At 71.1% G+C, this 23,069-nt stretch carries 18 protein-coding genes and 1 pseudogene; 7 read left to right on the top strand and 12 right to left on the bottom strand.

Features of this window, described 5'->3' with window-relative positions; translation table 11 throughout:
- The first annotated feature begins 511 nt into the window (after positions 1-511).
- From AAC944_RS03000 to AAC944_RS03020, 5 genes and pseudogenes are all read left to right on the top strand, one after another.
- On the top strand, positions 512-1,291 hold the full coding sequence (locus tag AAC944_RS03000) for a YhjD/YihY/BrkB family envelope integrity protein (protein WP_051871261.1): 780 nt from the start codon (positions 512-514) through the stop codon (positions 1,289-1,291).
- A gap of 64 nt (positions 1,292-1,355) precedes the next feature.
- Positions 1,356-3,041: an MFS transporter gene (locus AAC944_RS03005; RefSeq protein WP_051871260.1), complete on the top strand. Its 1,686-nt coding sequence runs from the start codon at positions 1,356-1,358 to the stop codon at positions 3,039-3,041.
- A 163-nt stretch (positions 3,042-3,204) separates the two neighbouring features.
- Entirely contained in the window at positions 3,205-4,641 is a 1,437-nt protein-coding gene (locus AAC944_RS03010) for a carboxypeptidase regulatory-like domain-containing protein (protein ID WP_078888212.1), read from the top strand.
- Positions 4,642-4,780: 139 nt separating this feature from the next.
- Positions 4,781-6,691, top strand: a pseudogene (locus tag AAC944_RS03015) (MFS transporter); the annotation flags it as partial.
- 72 nt (positions 6,692-6,763) lie between these two features.
- A complete protein-coding gene (locus tag AAC944_RS03020) occupies positions 6,764-7,543 on the top strand; it encodes an aminotransferase class IV family protein (RefSeq protein WP_030606949.1) in 780 nt (259 codons plus the stop codon).
- Between the two features lie 19 nt (positions 7,544-7,562).
- Here AAC944_RS03020 and AAC944_RS03025 read toward each other — a convergent pair whose 3' ends face one another.
- The 5 genes from AAC944_RS03025 to AAC944_RS03045 all read right to left on the bottom strand — a co-directional run bounded on the left by AAC944_RS03025 (position 7,563) and on the right by AAC944_RS03045 (position 12,154).
- Positions 7,563-7,994 (bottom strand): ester cyclase, encoded by a 432-nt coding sequence (locus tag AAC944_RS03025; RefSeq protein ID WP_030606946.1) that lies wholly within the window; start codon positions 7,992-7,994, stop codon positions 7,563-7,565.
- 115 nt (positions 7,995-8,109) lie between these two features.
- Positions 8,110-8,985, bottom strand: coding sequence for a carbohydrate ABC transporter permease (locus AAC944_RS03030; protein WP_107054040.1), 876 nt, complete (start codon positions 8,983-8,985; stop codon positions 8,110-8,112).
- The gene (locus AAC944_RS03035) at positions 8,982-9,944 is read right to left on the bottom strand and encodes a carbohydrate ABC transporter permease (protein WP_030606941.1); all 963 of its coding nucleotides are present in this window, start codon (positions 9,942-9,944) and stop codon (positions 8,982-8,984) included. Before AAC944_RS03035 ends, AAC944_RS03030 begins: the two co-directional genes overlap by 4 nt.
- A complete protein-coding gene (locus AAC944_RS03040) occupies positions 9,941-11,305 on the bottom strand; it encodes an ABC transporter substrate-binding protein (protein WP_030606938.1) in 1,365 nt (454 codons plus the stop codon). The genes AAC944_RS03035 and AAC944_RS03040 overlap by 4 nt, the downstream gene beginning before the upstream one ends.
- A gap of 87 nt (positions 11,306-11,392) precedes the next feature.
- The gene (locus AAC944_RS03045) at positions 11,393-12,154 is read right to left on the bottom strand and encodes a DeoR/GlpR family DNA-binding transcription regulator (RefSeq protein WP_030606935.1); all 762 of its coding nucleotides are present in this window, start codon (positions 12,152-12,154) and stop codon (positions 11,393-11,395) included.
- Positions 12,155-12,534: 380 nt separating this feature from the next.
- Between AAC944_RS03045 and AAC944_RS03050 the strand changes: the two genes are divergently transcribed.
- Positions 12,535-13,050 (top strand): lytic polysaccharide monooxygenase auxiliary activity family 9 protein, encoded by a 516-nt coding sequence (locus tag AAC944_RS03050; RefSeq protein WP_030606932.1) that lies wholly within the window; start codon positions 12,535-12,537, stop codon positions 13,048-13,050.
- Positions 13,051-13,057: 7 nt separating this feature from the next.
- On the opposite strand, the gene AAC944_RS03055 is transcribed toward AAC944_RS03050, so the two are convergent.
- From AAC944_RS03055 to AAC944_RS03085, 7 genes are all read right to left on the bottom strand, one after another.
- Positions 13,058-14,224, bottom strand: a complete 1,167-nt coding sequence (locus AAC944_RS03055) for an NAD(P)/FAD-dependent oxidoreductase (protein ID WP_051871259.1) — start codon at positions 14,222-14,224, stop codon at positions 13,058-13,060.
- A gap of 66 nt (positions 14,225-14,290) precedes the next feature.
- Entirely contained in the window at positions 14,291-15,049 is a 759-nt protein-coding gene (locus tag AAC944_RS03060; protein ID WP_030606924.1) for an ABC transporter ATP-binding protein, read from the bottom strand.
- Positions 15,042-15,920, bottom strand: a complete 879-nt coding sequence (locus AAC944_RS03065; RefSeq protein WP_063759847.1) for an ABC transporter ATP-binding protein — start codon at positions 15,918-15,920, stop codon at positions 15,042-15,044. Before AAC944_RS03065 ends, AAC944_RS03060 begins: the two co-directional genes overlap by 8 nt.
- A 3-nt stretch (positions 15,921-15,923) precedes the next feature.
- Positions 15,924-16,802, bottom strand: a complete 879-nt coding sequence (locus tag AAC944_RS03070; protein ID WP_030606918.1) for an ABC transporter permease — start codon at positions 16,800-16,802, stop codon at positions 15,924-15,926.
- 6 nt (positions 16,803-16,808) lie between these two features.
- Positions 16,809-17,858, bottom strand: coding sequence for an ABC transporter permease (locus tag AAC944_RS03075; RefSeq protein WP_196942679.1), 1,050 nt, complete (start codon positions 17,856-17,858; stop codon positions 16,809-16,811).
- A gap of 14 nt (positions 17,859-17,872) precedes the next feature.
- On the bottom strand, positions 17,873-19,483 hold the full coding sequence (locus AAC944_RS03080) for an ABC transporter substrate-binding protein (RefSeq protein ID WP_063759846.1): 1,611 nt from the start codon (positions 19,481-19,483) through the stop codon (positions 17,873-17,875).
- 177 nt (positions 19,484-19,660) lie between these two features.
- Positions 19,661-20,968: a phytase gene (locus tag AAC944_RS03085; RefSeq protein ID WP_030606908.1), complete on the bottom strand. Its 1,308-nt coding sequence runs from the start codon at positions 20,966-20,968 to the stop codon at positions 19,661-19,663.
- Between the two features lie 508 nt (positions 20,969-21,476).
- On the opposite strand from AAC944_RS03085, the gene AAC944_RS03090 reads away from it, so the two are divergent.
- Positions 21,477-22,859, top strand: coding sequence for a glycoside hydrolase family 6 protein (locus AAC944_RS03090; protein WP_078888211.1), 1,383 nt, complete (start codon positions 21,477-21,479; stop codon positions 22,857-22,859).
- Positions 22,860-23,069: the final 210 nt, after the last annotated feature.

Here is a 23,069-nt window from a genome sequence, read left to right on the forward strand (position 1 = left end):
CCACTCCGCCTGGTTGCCACCGCCGTACGTGATCTTGCCCAGCCAGTGGGCGTACCCACTGCCCTCGACGTGTGGCGGGGTGCGGTCGTCCGGGCGCATCCACGCCTCGACGGTGAGGACGCCGGTGGTGGGAACGGACAGCGAGTCGTCGTCGGGGACCTCGGCGTACTGCGCGGGGTGCCGTCGAAGACGGTGGCGAGGTCGCCGTTGGGAAGGGGGCCGGTGCCCGGAATGCCGTGCCGGACGGCGGTGAGCTCGCCCGTCACGGAGGTTTCCTTGGCACTGCCGCCCAGTGGGAGGTACAGAACCGGCCTGTCGGAGAGGACGATGTCGTCGTAGGTGCTCATGGGTACGTCCTGGGGTACTCGGCCGCGTGGAGCTCCTCACCACGGTTCCACGACGGCCGTGCCGCGTCAGGCACCGCTTTCGGCCATCGCCGGAGGAGAGCCCTGTGGTGTCCCACCCGGTGCGGGTGAGGTGCCGGGCGGCCCGCCGGTGTGATTCTCGGGGCATGCATTTCGCTCGCCGTGTCGCGCAGCAGCTCGCGAGCGTCGGCGTGCTGGACAACGCGACCCGCCTCGCCGCGCAGGCGTTCCTCACCGCGCTGCCCATGCTCATCGCGATCGCCGCCTACTCCCCCGAGGCCGTACGCGCGGAACTGCTCGTCTCGCTGCGCTCCCTGTTCGGTGCCCCGAGTCCCGTGCTGCGGCAGGTGGAAGGGGTCTACCGGGGTGCGCCAGGGGCGCGGGAGACGTGGGGAGCGGTCGGCGTGCTGGTCACACTGGTGTCCGCGACCGCCTTCGTCCGCGCGTTGCAGCGGCTGTGCGAACGCGCCTGGCACCTGCCGCATGCGAAGGTACGCATCGCGGTGTGGCGATGGTTCGTGTGGCTTCTCGTCTGGACGGCGGCACTGGTGTGCCAGGGGATGCTGCGCGGCGGCCTCGGTGCCGGGCCCGCGCCCGGCGTCGCGCTCCAGGTACTGGTGGCGGTCCTGTTGTGGTGGTGGACCCAGCACCTGCTGCTGGCCGGGCGGGTCGGGTGGCGGCCGCTCCTTCCCGGCGCCCTGGTGACGGGCGGTGCCGTGGTGCTGTTCACCGGGGTGTCCGGTCTCTGGCTGCCGTACTCCCTGGAGCGGAGTGTGGCGCGCTACGGGCCGCTCGGTTCCGTCTTCACGATGCTGTCCTGGCTCATCCTCTTCTTCACCGCCGTCGTCATCAGCATCGCCGTCGGGTACGTGCTGGCCCGGAAGCCCAGTGAGCCCGGCGGCGGCAGCCTCACCCGCAGCAGGTGAGGCACGGGCCGGTGCGGGCGGCGACACTGAGCCCGTCCCGGAAGCCCATGGCAGGGAGCGCCGCATGGCCACGAAGACGCAGGCGCACGCGGCAGGCCCTGGCGCCGCCCGCACGGTGCTCGGGGTCATCGCGACGCAGCAGTTGCTGATGGCGTACGACTCGACCGCCATGAACGTCGCCGTCTCCGACATCGTCACCGACCTCGGCACCACCCTGACCGGAGTGCAGTCCGCCATCTCGCTCTACGCCCTGGTGATGGCCGCCCTGATGATCACCGGCAGCAAGCTCGGCAGCCGGACCGGCCATCTCCGCATGTTCACGCTGGGCGCCACGGTGTACGGCACCGGCGCCCTGATCACCGCGCTGAGCCCCGGCCTGCCGGTCATGCTGGTGGGCTGGTCGCTGCTGGAAGGCATCGGCGCCGCCCTGGTCTTCCCGGCGATCCTCTCGATCGCCACCATGGCCTTCACCGGTGCCCAGCGCACCCGCGCCCTCACCCTCGTCGGCGCGGCGGCCGGGGCAGGGGCGGCGCTGGGGCCGGTCGTCGGCGGCCTGATCACGAAGTACCTGACCTGGCGGGTCTCCTTCCTCATGGAGACGCTGGTCACCGCGGTGGCCGTGGCCCTCGTCCTCCGCCACCGCAACCTCCGGCGGACACTGTCCCGGACGTCCCGTGAGCCCCGGCAGCCCTTCGACATCACGGGTGTCGTCCTGTCAGCGCTGGGCTTCGGCCTGCTGGTCATGGGCACCCTGCTGGCCGGCCGGTACGGGCTGCTGACCGCCCGCGAGGAGGTGACCGTCCTCGGCCGTACGGTGCTCGACGCGGGCGGGCCGGCCCCCACGGTGGTACTGGGTCTCGCCGGCCTCCTGGTCCTCGCGGCGTTCGGGTGGTGGGAACGCCGCCTCGTACGGGCCGGACGCGACCCGCTGGTCCGGATCGCCGTCCTGCGCGACCGCCGCGTACGGGTGGGCTCGCTCGCCCTCGCCGTCCAATTCCTCGTACTGGCGGGGATGTTCTTCCTCGTGCCGGTCTTCGTGCAGACCACACTCGGCTACGACGCCCTGGAGAGCGGGCTCACCCTGCTCCCGGCCACGGTGATGCTCGTACTCGGCTCGATGGCCGGCGCCCGCGCCGTGGGCGACGGACGCACCACGCGCAAGTCGCTCATCGTCCTCGGCTTCCTGCTGGTCGCGGCCGGGACGGCACTGGTCGCCTTCGCCTTCGACCCGGACAGCTCCGGCCTGCGCATCGCGCCGGGACTCGCCGTGGGCGGCCTCGGACTCGGCCTGTGCACCCTGCTCCCCGACCTCGTCCAGTCCGCGGCCGCCGAGGACACGGTGAGCGATGTCGCCGGCCTCTCGCGCAGTACCTCCTACCTGGGCCAGTCCCTCGGCGTAGCGCTCGCCGGCACACTGCTGGCCGGCGTCCTGCTGACCACCGCCCTGCACTCCATCGGCGCCAGTTCCGTGCTGACCGGGGACCAGAAGGAGCAGAGCCGGCAGGCGCTGGAGCGCGGCGTACAGGTGACCGCGGTGAGCGACCGCCAGGTCCGTACGGCGCTGGCGGAGCGGGGCGTGACCGGCGCCCCCGCCGACGAACTGGTACGGATCAACGCACTGGCCCGCGAGGACGGCCTGACCGCCGCCACGGCCGGAATGAGCGTCCTCGCACTCGCCGGCGCCGCACTCGCGCTGCGGCTGCCGGGCCGGGCGAAGCCGGCACAGCGGCCGCCACGCGCACAGCCGTGACGGCCTGTACCGGGTGCGCACATCGCGAAGGCCGCCGGGTGCCGTGCCTACCACGCGCGGGCCAACATGCTGGGCCGAGTGCAGCAAGGAGGGTGTGCGCGGACGTGGCGGCGGAGATGCCCCAGCAGCGGAGAGTCAGGAACCCGCTCAGGGAAGGCGCGGCATGTCCGAAACACAGCACGGAGGCGCAGCACCGGCCGACAGCGACGACGAACCGCGCCGGCGGTGGACGCACACGGCGAAGGTGCTCGCCAGCAGCCTCTGGTTCCCTGCGCTCTTCTTCTTCGGCTTCCTCTTCTGTTACCTGCTCGCCTTCCACAACCCCACCCCGCACGACATCAAGGTGGCCGTCCCGGCCCCGGCGGCGGCCCAGCTGCAGAAGACGCTCGACCAGGCCGTTCCGGGCGGATTCGAGGTGAAGCCGGTACCGGGCGGTGACACCGCCCTCCGGCGCGCGGTGCTCGACCGCCGCGCAGCCGGCGGCTACCTCCCGGATCCGGCGCACCCGGCCCTCTACACCGCGAAGGCCGGCGGCTTCGAGATCGAGGCCGTGCTGCAGCAGACGTTCACCCCGCTCGCCGAGCGGGGCGGCGCCCGCCTGAAGCAGGTCGAGCTCGCGCCCACCGCGCCCAAGGACGCGATGGGCACCAGCCTCTTCTACCTCTGTCTGGGGCTCACCATCCCGTCGTACATCATGGTGATGATGATGCTGCGGGCCACCGGCATCGGCCGCTGGAAGAAGGTCGTCACCTTCGTCGTGTCCGGCGCCGTGATGGCCGTGGCCGCCTTCTACATCGCGCTCGCCATGGACTGCATCGTGGACCGGCCCGTCTGTCTGCTCTACATGTTCATGCTGAGCCTGGGCGTCTCGCTGACCTGCTACGGGCTGGTGCCGTTCGTACGGCAGTTCTTCCCCGGGGTGGCCATCGTCGTCTTCGTGCTGCTCTCCATGCCGGCCAGCGGTGGCGCGATCCCGGTCGAGATGGTGCCGTCCTTCTTCCGCTGGCTGCATCCCTACATGCCGCTGGGCAACCTGGTCGACGCGCTGCGCAACGAGATGTACTTCGACGGCGTGGAGCTCTTCCGTCCCCTGCTGGCGCTGAGCATCTGGATCGCCGCCGGCATCGTGCTCATCTGCATCGGGTACTTCTGGGAACGGCACCGGGTGAACGTGGCGCGCTCCGGCGGGGACGAGGAGCTGACGCCCTCCGACCTGGAGGAGGCGGTCCAGGACCCGACGTTCGAGATGCCGCAGCCGATGCCGGTACGCGCGTCCACCCACTACATCGGCGCCTCCGAACCGATGCTGGCCGGGCGCATCCTGGACACCCAGTCGCAGCCCCTGCACGGTGTGCTGATCACCGTCACCACCACCGACGGGCGACAGCTGACGCGTACGCGGACCGACGAACACGGCCGGTACCAACTGACCGGGCTGCCCGAGGGTTTCGTCAACGTCATCGCCGGCGGACCGCGCCGCGTCCCGTCCATCAAGCGGGTCCTCATCAAGGACGGACCCGTCGCCCACCAGGACTTCGTGCTGCGGCCGCGCCCGCAGGACCAGCCGCCCCAGGGCGGCGGAGCCTCGGCCACATCCTGACAAATCCGGTGCGTTCGCCCCGGGCGACGTAACGGAAAGGTCAAGACTCACGCCCGTGGGACGCTCTTCGGAATGCCGGCGCGAGTGAACCAGTTCACTATGCACGTATCACTGTGCACGCAGTACCTGTACCCATCGGCGTACCCACCGACGCGTACTCGCCGACTCGCGCCGCTCTGCCCGCTTCCGGAGGTCCCAGGCAATGCCCCAGACGACGACCCAACGACACCCACGCGGAGTCGTCCTCGTCCTCGCCTTCGCCGGCATCACGGTCGCCGTGATGCAGACGCTGCTGGTGCCGGTCATCAAGGACCTGCCCACCCTCCTGAACACCGCCGCGTCGAACGCGACATGGGTCATGACGTCCACCCTGCTCGCCGGCGCCGTCGCGACCCCGATCATGGGCCGGCTCGGCGACCTGTTCGGCAAGCGCCGCATGCTCATCACCAGTCTCGCGGTCATGATCGTCGGTTCGCTCGTCTGCGGCTTCACCAGCGATCTCCTCGTGATGATCGTCGGCCGTGCGCTCCAGGGTTTCGCCATGGGCGCCATCCCCCTCGGCATCGGCCTGATGCGCGACGAGCTGCCCCTCGACAAGCTGGGCTCGGCCCTGGCCCTGATGAGTTCTTCCATAGGCGTCGGCGGCGGGCTCGCCCTGCCGCTCGCCGCCCTGGTCGCCCAGCACACCGACTGGCACGCGCTGTTCTTCGGCGCCGCCGGCCTCGGCGCCGTAGCGATCCTGCTCACGCTGGCGGTCGTACCGGAGAGCCGGGTCCGGGCCGAGGGCCGCTTCGACGTCGCCGGCGCGCTCGGCCTCTCCCTCGGTCTCGTCCTGTTCCTGCTGCCGATCACCAAGGGCAGCGACTGGGGCTGGAGTTCCGCCACCACACTCGGCCTCTTCGCCGCCGCGCTGGTCGTCCTGGTCCTGTGGGGTCTGATGGAACTGCGCATGACGGCCCCGCTGGTCGACCTGCGCACCACCGCGCGCCGCGAGGTACTGCTCACCAACCTCGCCTCGATCATGGTCGGTGTCGCGTTCTACGCGATCTCGCTCGTCCTGCCGCAGCTGCTCCAGCTGCCGGCCTCCACCGGGTACGGTCTGGACCAGTCCATGGTCGTCGCGGGGCTGTGCGTGGCACCGCTGGGCCTGACGATGATGTTCACCGCGCCGGTCTACGCCCGTCTGTCGGCGCGGTACGGTCCGAAGCTCACCCTCATGCTCGGCATGCTGATCATCGCGGTCGGCTACGGCGCCGGGCTCGGGCTGATGAGCGCGGCTTGGCAGACCATCGTCATCTCGGTGATCGTCGGCGCCGGTATCGGCCTCGCCTACTCCTCCCTCCCCGCGCTGATCAACGGTGCCGTCGACCCGTCCGAGACGGGCGCGGCCAACGGGCTCAACACCCTGATGCGTTCCATCGGCACGTCGGTGTCGAGCGCCGTCATCGGCATGGTCCTCGCCGACACCGCGCACCACGCGGGGCCGGTGGCGGTGCCCACCATGCACGGCTTCCGCGTCTCGTTCCTCATCGCCACCGCGGCGGTCGCCGTCGGCCTGCTGCTCGCGGCCTTCCTGCCGCGCGGCCGGCAGCTGTCCGCGCCGCAGCTGATGGCCACGAGCGAGGAGGAAGCCAACCTGGAACGCGCCACCCAGGCGCTCCGGGCAGGCCAGGAACGCCGCACGGCGCAGGCGGGCCAGGCGGACCAGGTGGTTCGCACGGCGCAGGCGGGCCAGGCGGTCCGGGCGTCCCGGGCGCTGGACGCCGGGTTCCGGGGGCGGGTCCTGGACGCGGCCGGGGAGCCGGTCGCCCGCGCCAGGGTGGCGCTGATCGACCGGCACGGACGCCGGGCCGGTACCGCGCTCACCGACCAGCACGGCCGTTACTCGGTCGCCGTCCCGGACGGCGGATCGTACGTACTGGCCGCGATGGTCGCCGGCCACGCGCCGCGCGCCTCGGCGGCCGTGCACCACGGCGAGGACCGCCCCGTCGACGTCGACCTCGTCCTCACGGCCACGCCCGAGGGACATCGGACCGCGGTACAGGGCTGAGGGGGCGGCGAACCGGGGCACGGGGGTGAGGGGGCGGCGGTACAGGGCCGCGGTGGATGTCAGACTGCCGTGATGGACCTCCTCAACGGCAACCCTGTCGACACCGGCAGCCTGAAGGCGCTCGCCCTCACCAACTTCGGTCACTTCACCTCGCTGCGCGTCGACGGCGGCCGGGCCAAAGGGCTGTCCCTGCACCTCGACCGCCTCGTCCGTGACTGCCGGACGGTGTTCGACGCGGAACTGGACCCGGCCCGCGTCCTCACGTACGTCCGGCACGCCGCGGAACAGCAGTCGGGGTCGTTCGTCGTCCGCGTGACGGTGTTCGACCCGGCGCTGGGGGTGGGGCAGCCCGGCGCCGACGCCCGGCCCCACGTCCTGGTCACCTGCCGGCCGGTCGCACCGGACCAGCCGCCGCTGCGCGTCACGACGACGGCGTACCAGCGGGACATGCCGGAGGTGAAACACGTCGGGCTCTTCGGGCAGCTGGCGGTCCGGCGTGCGGCCCAACGGGCCGGCTTCGACGACGTGCTGTTCACCGATCCGGCGACCGGGGTCGTCTCCGAGGGCGGAACGTGGAACGTCGGCTTCGTCGACGATCAGGACCGCGTGGTGTGGCCCGAGGCCCGCGTACTGCCGGGCGTGACCATGCGCCTGCTCCAGGAGGCGCACCCGTCGGTGAGCCGCCCCCTCATCCCCGACGACGTGCCACGGATGCGCGCCGCCTTCGCCACCAACACCACGGTCGGCGTCCGTCCCCTCTCCGCCATCGGTGACACCCCGCTGGACGCGAAGCACCCCGTACTCACCGACCTCAGGCGCCGGTACGAGAAGATCCCGGCCGACCGCCTCTGACCCCCGCGACGGATGGCCGTCAGGGCTTCGGGGTGAACCCCAGCTGCGCCATGAACTGGAGCCCGTCGGAGCTCACCCAGTACTCGGCGAACCTGCCGTCACGGCAGCGGAAGATGTCCGTACCCGCAAAGGAGACCTCTGTCCCCGCGGCGGCCGGGGAGCCGGGGAGCTCACCGTTGTACTTCCCGCTGAACGTCCACCTGGCGGACACCAGGTCGTTCTCCACGACGGGCCCGACGACGACTTCGACGCGCACCCCCGAGAAGAGGGAGACGCTCCGGCGGAGCATCTCGGCCAGCTGGGCGGGCCCGGACACCTCCTCGCCCGGCCAGTGCCCGACGAAATCCGGGGTCACCAACTGCTCGGCGAGCTGGTCCATGTCGTCCGGATCGGCGTGCCAGAGCTCGTCGATCCACTTCCCGTACAGCGCCCTGATCTGCTCCGTATCCATGCGCGTCTCCTCTGATCCGCCTGCTGCGCCAGACGTTCGCTCACACGTCCACACACGCTACCGCGCACCTCGGACATCCCTCGCACCCCACCGGAGACCCAGGCTCGACGGTGCGTCACTTGACCGCGCCGAGGGACAGGCCCTGGACGAGTTTGTCCTGGGCGGCGAAGCCGGCGGCCAGCACCGGCAGGGAGATGACCAGGGAAGCGGCGCACACCTTCGCGAGGAACAGGCCCTGGCTGGTGATGAAGCCGGTGAGGAAGACCGGCGCGGTCTCGGCCACCACGCCGGTCAGCACCCGGGCGAACAGCAGCTCGTTCCAGCTGAAGATGAAGCAGATCAGCGCGGTCGCCGCGATGCCCGGTGCGGAGATCGGGGCGACGACCCGGGCCATGATCGTGGGGAGCCGGGCACCGTCCACCTTGGCGGCCTCGATCAGGGCGACCGGTATCTCGCGCAGGAAGGACTGCATCATCCACACCGCGATCGGCAGGTTCATCGAGGCGTAGAGGATGACCAGGAGCCAGACGTTGTCCAGGAGGCCGGTCTGCTTGGCGAAGAGGTAGACCGGGAGCAGGCCCGCGACGATCGGCAGCATCTTGGTGGAGAGGAAGAAGAACAGCACGTCCGTCCACTTGCGCACCGGCCGGATGGACAGCGCGTACGCCGCCGGCAGCGCCAGGAGCAGGACGAGGAGGGTGGACACCACGCTCGCCGTCACGGAGTTGGCGAGCGCGGGCCAGGGGCTCGCGCCGCCGCCCACACCGAAGAACTCGCGGTAGCCGTCCAGGGTGAGCGGGGCGCCCAGCGAGGGCGGGTTGGTGGCGGCGTCCGTCTCGGAGTGGAACGAGGTCAGTGCCATCCAGGCGATCGGCAGGAAGAAGACGATCGCACAGAGCCAGGCGAGCAGGCCGAGGAGGGTGTTGGCGGTGCGGGGGCGGTGCGCGCCGGTGGCGCGAGGGCTGCGTACGCCGGTGGTCGGGGCGCTCATGCGGCGGACTCCTCACGGAACAGGGACGAGACCACCCGCAGGGCGAAGGTGGCGATGATCAGGGATCCGATGACCACCAGCACGCCGGCCGCCGAGGCCCGGCCGTACTCGTGTCCCTGGTAGAAGGTCTGGTAGATGGTGTACGGCAGGTTGGCGGTGCCCAGGCCGCCCGAGGTGATGGTGTAGACGGCGTCGAAGTTCTGCACGACGTACACCGAGCCCAGCAGCGCGCCCAGCTCCAGGTAGCGGCGGAGGTGCGGCAGGGTGAGGTAGCGGAAGATCTGCCAGGCGCCCGCGCCGTCGATGCGGGCCGCCTCGATGGCGTCGGCGGGCCGGCTCTGCAGTCCGGCCAGCAGGATCAGCATCATGAACGGGGTCCACTGCCACACCAGCGCCGCCTCGACCGCGCCGAGCGGCATCTCGGCGATCCAGTCGGGCTGCGCGGCCCCGTCGCCGAAGACCCAGTGCAGCAGGCCGTTGAAGAGGCCGTACTCGGGGTTGTAGAGGACGTGCTTCCACAGCAGGGCCGCGGCGATGGGCACCACCAGGAACGGGGCGATGAGCATCGTGCGGACGATGCCGCGCCCGGCGAAGGTGCGGTCCAGCAGCAGCGCGAGGCCGAGGCCGAGCACCAGGCTGACCAGCACGACGGTCACGGTGAGCAGCACGGTGGTGAGGACCGAGTCCCGCAGTGCCGGTTCGCTCAGCACCTCCTGGTAGTTGGCGAACCAGGTGAAGCTGCGTTCCTTGGGGTAGTAGGCGTTCCACTTGAAGAGGGAGATCACCAGCGTGGCCACGAAGGGCAGTTGGGTGACCAGGATCAGGAACACCAGCGCGGGCAGCAGCGGCCCGCGCGCCGCCCAGGCGCGCAGCCGGTCCGAGGGGCCGCCGGGCCGGCCGGCGGCCGGTACCGTACGGCGGTCCCGTGGCGCTGTGGAGGTGGTCGCTGCGGTGCTCACTGGGTGTCCCGCCCCTCGTAGTCCTTGGCGACGACGGAGGCCAGCTCCTGCGAGCGGCGCAGTGCCTCGTCGGTCGACTGCCGGCCGGCGATGGCCGCGCTGATTTCCTGGGAGACCTTGGTGCCCAGGTCAGGGAATTCCGGGATGCCGACGAACTGGATGCCGGGCGCCGGGCGTGGCTGTACTCCCGGATCGCGCGGGTCGGCCTCGACGATCGCCTTGCGGGCGACCTCGCTGAAGGCCCCGGCTTCCTTCTTGTACTCGGGGATGCGGTAGGTGGAGGCGCGCTTGCCCGCCGGTACGTTGGCCCAGCCGAACTCCTTGCCGACCAGCCGCTCGTACTCCTTGCTGGAGGCCCAGGAGATGAACTTCCACGCCTTGTCGGGCTTCGTGGACGACTTCTGGAGGCCCCATGCCCAGGAGTAGAGCCAGCCCGAGGACTTCGTCTTCTCCACGGGCGCGGCGACGTAGCCGATCTTGCCCTTGACCGGTGAGCCCTTGGCCTCCAGCGAGCCGGCCCCGGCCGTGGCGTCGTACCACATGGCGCTCTTGCCCTGTGTCATGTTGTTCAGGCACTCGGCGTACCCGGACTGCGCGGCACCTGCCGTGCCGTGCTTCCGTACGAGGTCGACGTACGTCTTCGTCGCCTTGCTGAAGCCGGGATCGGTCAGCCTGGCGCGCCACTTGTCGTCGAACCACGTGCCGCCGAAGGTGTTCACGACCGAGGTGAGGGGAGCGATCATCTCGCCCCAGCCGGGCAGCCCGCGCAGGCAGATGCCGCGCATGCCCTGCTGGGCGCCGTCCACCTTCGCGGCGAGGTCGGCCACCTGGTGCCAGGTGGGGTGGGCCGGCATCGTCAGCCCTTTCTCGGCGAAGACGTCCTTGCGGTACATCAGGAACGACGACTCGCCGTAGAAGGGCTCGGCGTACATCTTGCCGTCGGCGCCGCTGAGGGAGGTGCGTACCGAGGGGAGGATGTCGTCACGGTCGAAGGCCTTGTCGCGCTCGGCGTAGGCGTCGAGGTTCCGCAGCCAGCCGTTGCGGGCGTAGAGGGGGGTCTCGTAGTTGCTGAGGGTGGCGACGTCGTACTGGCCTGCCTGGTTGGCGAAGTCCTGGCTCAGCTTGTCGCGGACGTCGTTCTCGGGCAGCACGGTGAAGTTGACCTTGATGCCGGTCTTCTTGGTGAAGTGCTTGGCGGTGAGCTTCTGCAACTCCATCATCTGCGGGTTGTTCACCATGAGGACGTTCACGGCGTCACTGTCGGCGCCGGCTCCGCCGGCTCCCGCGCATCCGGCGAGCAGAGCGCTCACGGTGGCGGCTGCGACGGTCGCGCAGATCCTCCGGCGGTGCTGACTGCGCATGGGGGCTCCAGGAACTCGGGGACGGTGGACGGAGCCGACGGCTCGGCAACGGCGGACGGAGCCGACGGCATCGGGGGCGCCTGTGCGTCATACGCGGATGACTCTGGGCCCCATGAGCTGATAACGGTGGGCCTCCGCCGCCGACAGGCCGCTGCCGGTGACGATCGCCTCCAGATCGGTCACGTCCGCGAACCTGCAGAAGCTCGTCGTGCCGAACTTGGTGTGCACACCGGCGAAGACGTGCCGCCGGGACGACCGCATCGCCTGCTCCTTCACCGCGCCGACCACGGGGTCGGGCGTGGTGAGGCCGTAGGCGCGGGAGATGCCGTTGGCGCCGATGTACGCCAGGTCGATGACGAAGTCGGACAGCATGCGGACGGCCCAGTGGTCGACGGTGGCCATGGTGCCGTTGCGTACCCGGCCGCCCAGGAGCAGCACGGCGGTCTTCGGCCGGGGCGCGAGGGCGCTCACCACCGCCAGCGATGCCGTGACCACCGTCAGCTGCCGGTCGTGGGGCAGCGCCTCGGCGATGAGCTGGGGCGTGAACCCCTCGTCGACGAAGACCGTCTCGGCGTCCCCGAGGAGATCAGCGGCGGCAGCGGCGATCCGGGACTTCTCCGGCACCTGCTGCGTCGCGCGGAACGCCAGGGTGGTCTCGAAGCCCGCGCTCTCCACGGGGTACACACCGCCGTGCGTGCGGCGCACCAGCCCCTGGTCCTCCAGCACGTTCAGGTCCCGGCGGACCGTCTCCTTGGAGACGCCGAACTCCTCGGCCAGCCGGACGACGTCGACGGAGCCCGTCCGCCGGACCAGCTCCAGCATGCCCCTGCGGCGGCCGGCGGCATCCATCACACTCCTCCTGCACTCCGGTCGGCACCCTGCCCGTTCGGGCAAGTGGGTGTGATTCAAACAAGCCCCTCGTACGCTGACTAGCCTCTTCGCAGCGAATACCGTGCCCGTTTCCCCACCACCGCGACCACGCACTCCGCCCGCCGGACCACCGCTCCGCGGGCACCGGCTGCCCGTATCGCCTTCATCCGTGCCCGTTTCCCGACCGCTCGTACGGGCCGACGGGACCCGGACCCGGTCATGTCCTCGCGGTGCGAGGGCGCTTGACGGAGGTCCGTCAAGCGCTATGGTCTAGACTAATCCGGCTTTCGCACCCCTCACCCGCCGGAGAACTTCACGCAAGCCCCCCTCCCATGCACCACCCCCATGAAGGAGAACGCATGGACAGCAAGCGGAAGTTGGCCGCCACGATCGGCGCGGCCCTGGCACCGGTCCTCGCGCTGACCCTGCCGACCGGCTCGGCATCCGCACACGGCTGGGTCAACGCACCGGCCAGCCGCCAGGAGCAGTGCGCCAGGGGCATCGTCCCGTGCGGCGCCATCAAGTACGAGCCGCAGAGCGTCGAGGGCCCCAAGGGCCTGCGGAGCTGCAGCGGCGGCAACTCCAGATTCGCCGAGCTGGACGACGACAGCAAGGGCTGGAAGGTCAGCGACGTCAGCCGCACCACGACCTTCACCTGGAAGTTCACCGCCCGCCACCGCACCGCGAACTACGAGTACTTCGTCGACGGCACCAAGGTCGCCACCATCAACGGCAACAACCAGCAGCCGCCGGAGACGGTCTCGCACCAGGTCAACCTCGGCAGCGCCACGGGGCGGCACAAGGTGCTCGCGGTGTGGAACATCGCCGACACCTCCAACGCCTTCTACGCGTGCATCGACGTGAACATCCGCTGACCGGCAGCTACGCGTGCTGGAACCGTTCCGGCCGGAACGGTTCCAGCATCGGATGCCTGGCGCCGGTGAGGATCTCGTAGGACATCAGCTCGCCGGCGATGAGCCCGAGCGTGGCACCGGAGTGCGTGAAGGCGACGAAGCAGCCCGGCACCTGCGCCAGCTCACCGAACACGGGCTCACCGTCACCCGGGACGGGCTTGCGGCCGAGCTTCCACGAGGCCGCGGTCAGTGTGACGTTCCCGGTGAGGAGTGCGTTCGCCGCCGCGACGAGTTCCTTCACCACGGCTTCGTCGACCGTGCAGCTGCCGTCCGGGGCTTCGTCGATCTGTGATTCGTACCAGGAGTGGTCGAGCGCGAACGCCTGGCCGGGGTGCGGACGCACCGCGACGCGCGGGGTGTTCAGCACGGCGGTGACCCCGGACTCCACCGGTTCGGTGACGACCAGCATCGACAGTGGCGAGCCGTCCGGGACGGTCACCCCGAGCTCGGCCACGACGGCGGGCGTGGCCGCGCCGCACGCGAGGACGACCGCGTCGGCGTCGAACCGCCGCCTGTCGCCCGTCGTGACACCGCGCGCCGTACCACCGTCCACCACCACGCGGGCCTTGCCCGCATGCGTGACCACCTCTCCCCCGTGCCGCGTGAACTCGCCGACCAGGTGGCCGATCAGCTCGGGCAGGGACACCCAGCCCTCGCCAGGGTTGACGACGGCGACCTCGGTGACCGCGTCCGGCCGCACACCGGCGACGTGCTCGGGCACGGCGGACGGCGCGACGAGACGTGAGTCGTAGCCGTGTGCCACCTCGTGCCGGTGGCGCCGCTCAACCTTCTCCCGCTGCCCCGCGGACGCCCAGTACAACCCGCCGTCGAAACGCAGCCACTCCCGGCTCGGGTCGGCCGCGAACAGCGTGCGGTACCGGTCGATACCCGCGACACGGAGCGCATGGTACGCATCCGAGCGGGCACCGGCCGAGTTCAGCCAGGACAGGGAACGGCCGGACGCACCGTCGGCGAGCTCGCCTTCGGTCACCAGCACCACCGAGGCACCGTCACGTTGCAGGTGCGTGGCGGTGGACACCCCGATGATGCCACCGCCCACGACGACGACACGCTTGCCCGGCCCCTCACCCGACCGCTTGCCCGCAGACTCGTGGAGAACGTTCTCATCAGCCATGGTTGAGAACGTTCTCAACACTTGCGTCCCCCGTCAAGGCCCCCACGGCCAGCGTGGTCACCACGGTCACCCGGGGGGACGCCGAGGGAGGCGCGGCACCGCGTTCCGCAGCGCGCGGGTGGCGGGGTGCCGGGGGGTGCGGAGTACGTCGCGGAGGGGGCCTTCCTCCACGACGCTGCCGTGCTGCAGCACGGCCACACGGGGGCAGAGCTGTGCCACCACGGCGAGGTCGTGGGAGATGACGAGGTACGACAGGCGGTGCTCGGCACGCAGTCTCCGGAGGAGGTCCAGGATGCGGGCCTGTACGGTCGTGTCCAGTGCGCTGGTCGGTTCGTCCAGGACCAGGAAGCGCGGCCGTACCGCGAGCGCGCGGGCGATCGCCACCCGCTGGCGCTGCCCTCCGGACAGCTGGTGCGGGAAGCGCGTGGCGTGCTCGGCGGCCAGCCCCACGTCGTCCAGCAGTTCGGCGACGCGCCCGCGCTCGGTGCCGCGCGGCACCATCCGGTGTGCCCGCAGCACCTCGGCGATCGCCGTGCCCACGCGCATACGCGGGTCGAGGGCGCCCTCGGTGTCCTGCACGACGATCTGGACGGCACGCCGGTACGCGCGCGGCCGCCGCATGCCGCGGACGTCCTCGCCCTCGAAACACACCGTGCCGTGCGTGGGCGTCACCAGGCCGACCAAGCACCGGGCCACCGTCGTCTTGCCCGAACCGCTTTCGCCGATCAGCCCCATGCCGTACGGGCCCGCCGGCAGCGTGAGGCTCACCCCCTCCACCACGGCCGTACCGTCGTGCACCACGGTCAGGTCACGCGCCTCAAGCATCGTCGTCCGCCCCTCCGCCGCCCGCCGCACCGTGTGCTTCGGCGTGCCGGTGCCCGCCGCCCGGCCCGGGGCCCGTCGGCACGCCCGGTTCCGGTACCGCTGCCAGCAGCCGCCGGGTGCAATCGGCCCGTGGCGCGGCGACCAGGTCGGCCGCGGGGCGTTCCTCGGCCACCCGGCCCCGGTGCAGCACCGCGATCCGGTCGCACAACCCGGCCAGCAGCGCGAGGTCGTGGCTGATGAACAGTACGGCCGTGCCGTGCGCCGCGCGCAGCTCCGCCAGCAGCGCGCAGATCTCCGCCTGGACCGTCACATCCAGCGAGCTGGTCGGTTCGTCGGCGACGAGCAGCCGCGTCCTGAGGGCCGACGCCAGGGCGATCGCCACGCGCTGGAGCTGTCCGCCGGAGAGCTGGTGCGGGTAACGGGAGAGGTGCGCGGCGGACAGGCCCACTCTCTCCAGCCCGGTGACGGCCCGGCGCCGGGCCTCGGCACGGGTGCTCCCGTGAAGCCGCAGGGCGCGCAGCACGGTCGCGCCGACCGGCAGTACCGGGTGGAACGCGGCCGCCGGGTTCTGCGGGATCAGTGTCATGGTGGAACCGCGCAGCCGTCGCAGCCGCCGCTCCGGCGCCGACACCAGCTCCTCGCCCGCCAGCCGGATGCTGCCGGTCACCCGGGCGCCCGCATGGCGTGACAGCCCCAGCACCGCCAGCCCGGCCGTCGTCTTGCCTGCCCCGCTCTCCCCGGCCAGGCCCAGGAACTCCCCTTCGGCCAGGACGAGTTCTTCGATGTGGACGACGGGTACGGCATCGGCGGTGCCGTACCGGACGCGGAGGTCGCGCAGCTGAAGGAACGGTGCGTCGCCGGCGGTGGCCATCGGTCAGGCCCGTGGCGGTGGGACGTACCGGGGGTCGAGCCGGTCGCGCAGTGCGTCGCCGAGCAGGAAGCAGAGCGCCGCGACCACCATGATGGCCAGGCCGGGGAAGGTGCCGAGCCACCAGTGGGTGGTGAAGTAGTTCTGCGACTGCTCCACCATCAGCCCCCAGTCGGGTGTCGGCGGCTGCGGTCCCAGCCCGAGGAAGGACAGCCCGGAGGCGACGAGGAGGACCCCGCCGACGTCGGTCGAGGCCTGGACCAGCAACGGGGTCGAGGCGTTGGGCAGGACGTGCCGGAAGAGGGTACGGCGGTGGCCCAGCCCGAGGGCGCGGCACGCCTCTATGTACGCGCGTCCGGTCACCGACGCGGCCTCGCCGCGCACCAGCCGGGCGTACCACGGCCACCAGGTCACGGCCAGTGCCACCGTCAGCCCGACCGGCCCGGGAGTCAGCACCGTGGTCAGGACCAGCGCCAGCAACAGCGCCGGCACCGCCAGGAAGACGTCGGTGAGGCGCATCAGCGCCTCGTCGGCCCATCCGCCGAAGTACCCGGCGACCAGCCCGATCGCGGTACCCGCCAGCAGGGACACCGCCACGACCGCCACCGCGACCACCGGGCCGGTCCGCGCGCCGTACAGCACCCGGGAGAACACGTCGCGGCCCAGCTCGTCGGTGCCGAACCAATGGGCGGACGAGGGCGGACGCAGTGCCTGAGCGGTGTCGGTGGCGAGTTCCGGGTACGGGGCGAGCACGGGGGCGAGCAGCGCCAGGAGCGCGACGAGCAGCAGCCCGCCGACGGTCAGGACCAGCGTCGACCGGCCGCGCGGCGCACCGGGGACCCGGCGGGCGCGGAAGGGACGCGAGAGGGAGGGGGAGGCCGTCATGCGCGGTCACCTCAGTCGGATACGCGGGTCGAGGACGGCCTGGGCCAGGTCGACGGCCAGGTTCGCGGCGAGGTAGACCAACGCGACCAGGAGGGTCACGCCGACGACGGCCGGCGCGTCGAGCGACTTCACCGCGTCGACCGCGTACAGCCCGAGTCCCGGGCAGTCGAAAACGGCTTCCACCAGGAAGGTGTTGACCAGCGAGTACCCGAAGACCAGCGCGCTGAGCTGCAGGACCGGGTTCCAGACGAGCCGCAGCGCGAAACGGCCGAGCACGGCGCGCTCGGGGAAGCCGAGGGCCCGCACCATCTGGATGTGGGGTTCGCCCAGGGCGTCCAGGACGCCGGCCCGCACCAGGCGGGCGGCGACAGCGGCCGGATAGGTGGCCACCACGAGGGCAGGCAGGATCAGATGGCCGAGGTAACTGGCGGCCGCCGCCCGGTTGCCGGTGAGCACGGCGTCGAGCAACGGCAGCCCGGTGACGCCGGTCACCGGGTGCTCGGCGAGCACCGTGCGGTCGTAGCTGCCGGCGATGGGCAGCAGTCCGAGCCGGCTCGCGAAGAACATCTGGAGGAGCAGCGCCAGCCAGAACACCGGCATCGCGGCGCTCAGCAGTGCGCCGGCCCGCACCAGCGCGTCGGGGAACCGTCCGTGCCACCGTGCCGCGGCCAGCCCCGCGGGCACCCCCACGACGAGTCCGATGGCCAGCCCGGCGAGGACCAGTTGCAAGGTGTTGGGCAACAGTCCGAACAGATCGTCGCGGACGGGACGGTGGGTGTGCACCGAAACACCCCAGTCGCCGCGCCACACCCCTGCCACGTAGGAGAGGAGCTGCTCGTGGACCGGGCGGTCGAGGCCCAGTTCGGTGCGGACGCGCGCCCGCGCGGCGGCCGAGGCCCGGGGCCCCGCCCATACACCGGCCGGGTCGCTCGGCACCACGCGTGCGATCAAGTACGTCAGCACCACCACCCCGAGGGCGACCAGGGCGGACAGTCCCGTCCGGCGGGCCGTGTAGAGCAACACCGGCATTCCGCGGCCGTTCCCGGCGCGCACCATGTCCGCCTCCGGTCCTAGCGGTAGGTGAGGTCGTGGACGAACACGACGTTGGCGTAGGCCGGGTTGTCGGTGAACCCCACGACGTCGCTGCTCAGCACCCGCTGGTAGACCGTGGTGCCGAGGAAGAGGACGAGCGCGTCGTCGATGACGATCTCCTGCATGGCGCGGTAGGTCCGCACGGCCCGGTCCGGGTCGGTGGCCGTGAGCGCGCCGACCCGGTCGATGAGCCGGTCGAGCCGGGGGTTGGAGTAGTAGGCGAGGTTGTAGGAGATCTCCTTCTCGGTACGGAACACGTTGCGGTAGTACGACAGCGACTCGGGGTCGTCCGGCCACCAGTACATGACGAAGACGTCCTGGCGCTCGTCCGGATCCTTCCGCTTGGCGAGCGGCCACTGGGCCGATGTCCACTCCAGGCCTTTGACCTTCAGGTCCATGCCCAAGGGGCGCAGCTGTGCCGTCATCAGGTCGCCGAGGGTGCGGATGGTGTCGTCGCCCGCCGGATAGGTCATCTCCAGTTCGACGGTCCGGCCGCTGCCCGGCCCGTACCCGGCCTCCTTCAGCAGTTTCCGCGCAAGGCTGCGGTCACCGGGCAGGTCGGGGTCGGCGGTGTGCCCGAGCAGGCCCGGCGGAATGATGCCGTCGGAGCGTACGAGTGCGCCCCTGCTCGCGGCGGTGAGCTCCCCGTAGTCGAGCGCGTTCACGACGGCCCGGCGCACCCGTATGTCGTCGAGCGGTTCCTTCTGGGTGTTCAGCAGGCCGATGAGGGTCTGCCATGAGGGCCGTTCCCGTACGGTGACGCCCGGCCGACCGCGCAGCGTGTCGATCAGCTGCGGCGGCAGCCCTCCGGCGTAGTCGCCCTTTCCCGAGCTCATGAGCTGCGCCGCCGTGGACGACTGCGGCACCGCCTGGTAGATCACCTTTGTGTAGCGGTTGCCGCGCCAGCCGCCCCAGTAGTCCGCGAAGGCGGTCAGCTCCACCTCGTTCTCACTGCCGGGCCGCCACGAACTGATGGTGTACGGACCGGTGCCCCGGCTGGTGGCCCGGTAGTCCTCGGCATCGTTCCTGACCTCGTAGATGTACGCCGCGTACGTGGCGGAGGCGACGATGTCCAGCGGTGCCGGCCGGGACAGCTCGAAGCGGACCCGCTGGGTCCCGAGTGGGACGATCTTCTTCACCGGGTCCCACACGTAGGAGGCGCTGGCCTTCAGCCGCATGGTGCGCTCGACGGCCGCCTTCACCGCCTGGGCCGTGAGCGGACGCCCGGAGTGGAACCGTACGCCGTCCCGCAGGGTGAACGTCCAGGTCCGGCGGTCCTCCGACGATGTCCACCGGGTCGCGAGCACTCCCTCCGTCCGACGGGTGTCGGCGTTGTAGCGGGTGAGGGTCTCGTACACGTTCGACAGGACCACCACTTCGTCGGAGTACGAGCGGGCCGGGTCCCATTCGGTGACGAGACCCCGGCTGGAGAGGTACACGAAGGTGTCGCCACGGGCACCGTCCCGGTCGCCCCCACCGGAACACCCACTCGCCGGCAACGCCACCGCCACCGCGACGGCGGCTCCCGCGAGACGGGCCCGTGCCCGCCGGCGCGTACGGCCACGACCCAGGAGGGACAGCAACACCATGACGAAGCCTCCCGGAACATCCCGGAACCGGAACGTGCCCCTCCCCCACCGCCTCGGTGCAGGAGGCGCACACTGCCTGACAGCATGCCACCCGGCTCACGGCACGGGGAGCCGTCATCAAGCTGTTCGGGCCGGACCCGGCAGGCGGGCGCCGACGGGGCAGGGCGGGGGCGGTCCTCAGTCGTCGACCGCCCGCATGACATCACCGAGGTCCACGAACTTGAAGCCGGTGGCGGCGCGGTCGCCGTCCGCCGGGGTGTCGTGGCCGTCCTGGACGACGAGGAGGCCGTCCGGGTACTGGGCGCCGAGCGGCGCGTTCAGTACGGCGGCGCCGTCGCACTCCTCGGAGCCGTCCAGCTCCCGTGAGGCGGCGGCGACGTGGAATCCGCCCTCGTACTCGTTGTCCTCGTCCCGTTCGCGGTCGTACGCGGCGAAGGTGTCGTCGCCCTGGCTGGAGGCGAGGAGGTAGCCGTCCCCGTCGGCCTCGGTGAGCAGTGTCAGGCCCTCGACGTCGGCCGAGAGCCGGGTGCCGCCGTAGCCGGGATCGGCGCCCGGGGTGCACTCCTCGGTCCCCGGGTCGTACCGGCCGGGGACGCCGTACTCCCGTACCTTGTCGACGAGTTGGGGCCGCGAGGTGAGGTCGGCCCGCAGCCGCCAGATCCCGACGTCCTCCTGACCCGCGTAGAGAATGTTGTCGGCCAGGTCGACGACCATGCCCTCGACCTGGGGCAGCTCGCCGGGTTCGGCGCAGGGCGTCCACGAGCTGCCGTCGGGCAGCCGGAACGCGGACGGCAGGTCCAGGGTGCGGACCGTGTGGTAGCCGACCTTGCCGTGGGTGGTGGCGGTCAGCTCCAGCAGTGCGAGGGTGGTGCGGTCGCGCCGGCTGACGAGTGCGTACGACCGTCCGGTCGCGGTGTCGGTCCAGGTGGCGAGGCCGTAAGCGGTCTGCTGCCCGTTGACCTCGGCCTGGTCGGCGGAGAACACCGGCGGTGCGGCCGGGTCGGTGACGTCGGTGAGCGGGCCGCCCGGCCGGTCGCGGTCGATGCGGTAGATGCGGAGTGTGTCGTGGCCGCGGTCGGTGGTCACGGCCAGGTCGGTACGGCCGGACGGCAGGCGGAGGCCGTGCACGAGGTCCACGTTGTTGAAGCGGCCCGGTGCGTCGTCAGGTCCGGGCGCCGGCGGTGCCGGGACCGACTGCACGGGCCTGGCGTCGAGGTCGTAGACCCGCAGGCCGCCCTCCTTGGCCGTGGCGATCACCAGACTGCGGCCGGGCGCCGCGGCGTTGCGCCAGATCGCCGGGTCGTCCGCGTCGGCGTTGCCGCCCGCCTCGTCGTCGTACAGCGCGGGCGTCTCGGCCCGGGGCGTGACGGCGGGGAGTGCGGTGGCGCCATGGCCGCCGGCCTCGGCGGGCACGGCGGCGGCGAGGGCGACGAGGGTGGTACCGAGTAACAGGGTGACGGGCCGGGCGAGCGCGGATCTGCGCATGCGGACGCTCCTCATGGGATCGGACATGTCAGGTGCGTGCCTCAGCCTGCGGCTCGAGGGCGGCCGGTACATGACGAGGTGCGGTCCACCGTCCGATCGCGGCGTGAGCGCGTGGTGAACTGCCAAAGCGTGAAGGCATGAAGGCACGCGGACAGCGCACACCTCGTCAGGTGCCGATGGAAACGTGCCCAATATGACCGCGAGGGGCAGCACGGTCAAGAGAAGTGACACGCCGTTTGAAGTGTCGAACGGAGGCTTTGAAAAAGGCACGTGCTGCCTCTGTTGCGTGAACTCGCATGGCGGTACCTTCCGAAAACGGAAGCGCTAGTGGGCACGATTCCATCAGTCGGCACATGCGTCCTGGAACGCATCCGAGCTGCAAGGAGTCGCTCATGCGACACCCCCCTCGCCCGTTCCTCCCGTTCTCCCTCGACGAGCAGCGCCGACTGGGCACCGCCCCCATCAAGCGCGAGTACCGAGGCGCCAACTACACCGAAGGACGGACATCATGAGCCGCTCGTTACCCACCCCGACGCCCCGACGGCGTACCGCACTGCTCGCCGCCTGCGCCCTGCTGATGGCCGGCGCCGGCACGGCCACCGCCCTGAGTCCGGTGGCGAGCGCCGCCGCACCGGCTGCCGCCAGGGTCGACAACCCGTACGCCGGAGCCAAGGGGTACGTGAACCCCGAGTGGTCGGCGAAGGCCGCGGCCGAGCCCGGCGGCAGCAAGGTCGCCGACCAGCCGACCGGTGTCTGGCTGGACCGGATCGCCGCCATCAACGGCGTGAACGGCGGCATGGGCCTGCGCGACCACCTGGACGAGGCCCTGAGACAGAAGGGCGACGGCGAACTCGTCGTCCAGCTGGTGATCTACAACCTCCCGGGCCGGGACTGCTCGGCGCTCGCCTCCAACGGTGAACTCGGCCCGACCGAGATCGACAAGTACAAGACGCAGTACATCGACCCGATCGCGGCGATCCTCGCCGACTCCAAGTACGCGTCGCTGCGCATCGTCACCACCGTCGAGATCGACTCCCTGCCGAACCTGGTCACCAACGTCAGCGGCAGGCCGACCGCGACTCCGCAGTGCGACACGATGAAGGCCAACGGCAACTACATCAAGGGCGTCGGCTACGCCCTCAACAAGCTGGGCGCCGTCCCCAACGTCTACAACTACGTCGACGCCGGGCACCACGGCTGGATCGGCTGGGACGACAACCTCGGCCCCTCCGCCGAAATGTTCAAGCAGGCGGCGACCGCCGAGGGCAGCACGCTCGGCAAGGTGCACGGCTTCATCACCAACACGGCCAACTACAGCGCGCTCAAGGAGGAACACTTCTCCGTCGACGATGCGGTCAACGGCGTGTCCGTGCGCCAGTCCAAGTGGGTGGACTGGAACCGGTACGTGGACGAGCAGTCCTTCGCGCAGGCGTTCCGCGACAAACTGGTCTCCGTGGGGTTCGATCCCGGCGTCGGCATGCTGATCGACACCTCCCGCAACGGCTGGGGAGGTACGGCACGGCCCACCGCGCCGGGGGCGAGGACCAGTGTGGACACCTACGTCGAGGGCGGCCGCATCGACCGGCGCATCCACGTGGGCAACTGGTGCAACCAGGCGGGCGCAGGCCTCGGCGAACGGCCGAAGGCAGCCCCCGCGCCGGGCATCGACGCGTACGTCTGGATGAAGCCGCCGGGCGAGTCCGACGGGGCCAGCAAGGAGATCCCGAACGACGAGGGCAAGGGCTTCGACCGGATGTGCGACCCGTCGTACACGGGCAACGCCCGCAACGGATACCAGATGTCCGGGGCGCTGCCGAACGCCCCGCTCTCCGGCCAGTGGTTCTCCGCACAGTTCCAGGAACTGCTGAAGAACGCACACCCCGCGCTGTGAGCCGGCCGCGGCCGCGACGCTGAGCAGGACGGCCCCGGTGAGCAGGTGGAATACCCCGCTCACCGGGGTTCTTGCGCTACGACGCGGACGGCGGGCACGGGGGACCTTCCGCAGGCATATGCGTTTCCCACACAACTCACGTGACATTTGCGACTGTTGGTGCCCGCTGTCGTCATGAGAACGTCGGTGCGCCGGGGACGAAAGCGCAGC

Origin of the sequence: Streptomyces sclerotialus, assembly GCF_040907265.1 — a bacterium.
Classification (GTDB): Bacteria; Actinomycetota; Actinomycetes; order Streptomycetales; family Streptomycetaceae; genus Streptomyces; species Streptomyces sclerotialus.